The following is a 3,156-nucleotide window of genomic DNA, read 5'->3' on the forward strand; positions in this document are numbered from 1 at the left end:
TCGCGATTGAAACTCGCAACATAACCGGCAGTCACGATCTGCCGTTCGTCAACGACGACATACATGGTTCAAGGCCCCCCAGCCTCCATAAACCGAACCGTCAATCGACCTCTTTTCAGACCTTCATGACGTCCCCCTCCGAATCAGAAGAGGTAACCCGAAAGTGTAGGTCTGTTAACGTAACGTCAATGACAAACATGAGTCCTTAGACTCCGGATTAACACTTCCTTACAGGTGTTGCAGAGAGGCCATAGCGAGGGTGTATCTCCGAGAGGAGAGGCACTGATTCAGTTCTGGAATCAGGACCTGTTTCACCTTTGTCGAAAAATTCGCACGATCACGGATCCGTGATCTGTTCGGGCGGTGAAGGCTCGCGACCAAAGGGCGGCTTCGAGATCAAAATCTAGTCTGATCTGTCAGAAACTCCTGACAAATTAACCATTTATAGAGACTGGTTGCCGTATCGATTCAAGGAGAGAAAGAACTCTTCTGTCGTGCGGAGATTGGAATGCGCCTGATCAACAACTTGCGGCTCATCATGAAGCTCGCAATTCCGGTGACGATCTTCGTCGCGATCGCCATCGGCCTCGTCGCCTTGGCGAGAACAGGCCTCGATTCTCTCGCCCGCAACACGGAAGATCTCGTCACCATCGAGGCGGCGCGTTTGATTCATGTGCGTGCGATCAATGCATCGGTGAACGAAGCCACCGTGCAAGAGAAGAACATGCTTCTCGACGGCGATCCCGAAACGCGCCGCACCTTCGCCCAACGGTACGAGGAGTATCGCAAGCTCGCGCTTGCGGAATTGAAGGCGCTCGCCGATCTCGCCGACACTCCGGAGCGTCGCACGATCGTCGAAGGACTCCAGAATCTGATCGGCTCGTACTTCGCCGTCCTCGACAAGAGCGTCGCGCTCACCCTCAAGGGGAACGACGACAGCTCTCTCAAGCTGACCAACGGCGAAGGCCGTGAGTTGCGGGTCAAGGTTCGCGACGCGCTGGGCGAAAGAGCCGCCGTGGAAACAAAGGCGCTCGATCTCGCCAAAGAGGAAGCCGACGAACTCGCGTCGCAGACGTCGCTTCAATTGATGGTGGCTGCGATCGTCGGTCTTGTGACGGCGGTGGGTCTGATCGGTGCGATCTCGATCTTCGGCATCACCCGCCCGCTCAGCCGCATGACCGACGCCATGTCGCGCCTGGCCAACGGCGATCTCAACGTCGATGTGGACGGCGCCGAGCGCAAGGACGAAGTCGGCTCGCTCGCCCGCGCTCTCGATGTGTTCAAGCAGAACGCCATCGAAGCCCGGCGCCTCGCCGCCGAGCAGCAGGCCGACAACGACGCCAAGATGCGCCGCGCCCAGATGCTCGACCAGGTCACCCGACAGTTCGAGACCAACGTCTCGGCCCTCACCCAGGGCCTCTCCGCCGCCGCCACCGAAATGGAGGCGACCGCGCAATCCATGACCCAGGTCGCCGATCGCACCAGAGGCCAATCGGTCACCGTCGCCTCGGCCGCCGAACAGACCTCGGCCAATGTCCAGACGGTTGCCGCCGCAACCGAGGAATTGTCGATCTCGATCCGCGAAATCGCCGCCCAGGTCAATCAGTCGTCCCAGATCGCCGAACGCGCCGTCGGCGACGCCAAACGCACCAACGACACCGTGCAGACCCTGGCCTCCTCGGCCGAGAAGATCGGCAACGTCATCGCGCTGATCAACAACATCGCCGGCCAGACCAACCTTCTCGCCCTCAACGCCACCATCGAAGCGGCACGGGCGGGCGAAGCCGGAAAGGGCTTTGCCGTCGTCGCCTCCGAAGTGAAGGAACTCGCCAACCAGACCTCGAAAGCGACCGACGAGATCTCGGCCCAGATCGGTTCGGTGCAGAACGCCACCGAAGAAGCGGTGCGGGCGATCCAGGAAATCGCCAAGACCATCACCGAGATGTCGCAGATCTCGGTCTCGATCGCCGCCGCCATGGAAGAGCAGGGGGCCGCCACCGCCGAAATCGCCCGCAACGTCCAGGAAGCCGCCCGCGGCACCGAAATGGTCACCGGCAATATCGGCGACGTCCGCCAGGGCGCCGGAGAAACCGGAGCCGCCGCATCCCAAGTCCTCGGCGCAGCACAGGAACTCGCACGCCATTCAAACACACTCGGACAGGAAGTCGATACATTCCTCGCCGGCGTTCAGGCAGCTTGATCATGCGACACGCAAACACCAACCGCCAAGAAGATGCGAAGGCCTTTGCCGATCATCTCGAATACCCGACCGTGATGGTCGCCGGCCAGATGCTGGCGTTGCCGATTGATCGTGTGCATGACGTCTTCGTCGCCTCGGACATCACGGCCGTTCCGCTTGCATCACCCGAAATTGCCGGTCTCCTCAACCTGCGCGGACGAGTCGTGACGGCCGTATCGCTGCGGCGTCGTCTCGGCCTGCCCGATATGGAGACGACCGATCGCAGGATGGCCGTCGGCTTGGAGCAGCGCGGCGAGTCCTACGGACTTCTCGTCGACGAAGTCGGCGAAGTGTTGAAGCTCGATCCCGATGCCCTTCAACCGAATCCCGTGCACATGGATCCGAGCTGGGCAAGCCTGTCGAAGGGCGTTCACCAGCTCGATCAAAATCTTCTCATCATTCTCGACGTCGATGCCGTTCTGGCTTTCGAAACCGAACGAGAGGCGGCATAAGCCGGAATTGGCAACTTACACATTGCTCTAGATAGGACTGCAGCATGAGCCTCGATTTCTCCACGCCCGTTCTCGTCGTCGACGACTATCAGACGATGGTTCGGATCCTTCGCAATCTCCTGAAGCAAGTCGGCTTCAACGATGTCGACGATGCTTCCGACGGCGGCGCTGCCCTGGCAAAGCTGCGGGAGAAGGAGTACGGGCTCGTGATCTCCGATTGGAACATGGAGCCGATGACAGGCTACGAACTCCTGCAGCATGTTCGCGCGGACGAAAAGCTGCAGAACCTGCCATTCATCATGGTCACCGCAGAATCGAAGACGGAGAACGTCGTTGCGGCAAAGAAGGCAGGCGTCAACAACTACATCGTGAAGCCCTTCAACGCCCAGACTTTGCAGGCGAAGATCACGGCCGTTCTCGGCGCTTAGAGAGTTGAAGGGCCAGCGGCATGAATACGCATAAGAG

General features: G+C 59.8%; 3 protein-coding genes. All 3 read left to right on the forward strand.

Annotated features, from left to right (window positions below):
* The first annotated feature begins 508 nt into the window (after positions 1 to 508).
* From AC1DT3_RS16230 to AC1DT3_RS16240, 3 genes are read left to right on the forward strand one after another with little or no spacing between them, the layout of a single operon-like run.
* Positions 509 to 2,200 carry a methyl-accepting chemotaxis protein gene (locus tag AC1DT3_RS16230; protein ID WP_477466278.1) on the forward strand — a complete coding sequence of 564 codons (1,692 nt, stop codon included), beginning with the start codon at positions 509 to 511 and terminating at the stop codon, positions 2,198 to 2,200.
* A gap of 2 nt (positions 2,201 to 2,202) precedes the next feature.
* Positions 2,203 to 2,691 carry a chemotaxis protein CheW gene (locus AC1DT3_RS16235; RefSeq protein WP_477466279.1) on the forward strand — a complete coding sequence of 163 codons (489 nt, stop codon included), beginning with the start codon at positions 2,203 to 2,205 and terminating at the stop codon, positions 2,689 to 2,691.
* Between the two features lie 44 nt (positions 2,692 to 2,735).
* Positions 2,736 to 3,119, forward strand: a complete 384-nt coding sequence (locus tag AC1DT3_RS16240; protein ID WP_477466280.1) for a response regulator — start codon at positions 2,736 to 2,738, stop codon at positions 3,117 to 3,119.
* Positions 3,120 to 3,156: the final 37 nt, after the last annotated feature.

The organism is Microvirga sp. P4_G7, from assembly GCF_056401005.1.

Coding starts and splice junctions, on each gene's coding strand:
- AC1DT3_RS16240 (WP_477466280.1), top strand. CDS start 2,736: ATGAGCCTCGATTTCTCCACGCCCGTTCTCGTCGTCGACGACTATCAG.
- AC1DT3_RS16235 (WP_477466279.1), top strand. CDS start 2,203: ATGCGACACGCAAACACCAACCGCCAAGAAGATGCGAAGGCCTTTGCC.
- AC1DT3_RS16230 (WP_477466278.1), top strand. CDS start 509: ATGCGCCTGATCAACAACTTGCGGCTCATCATGAAGCTCGCAATTCCG.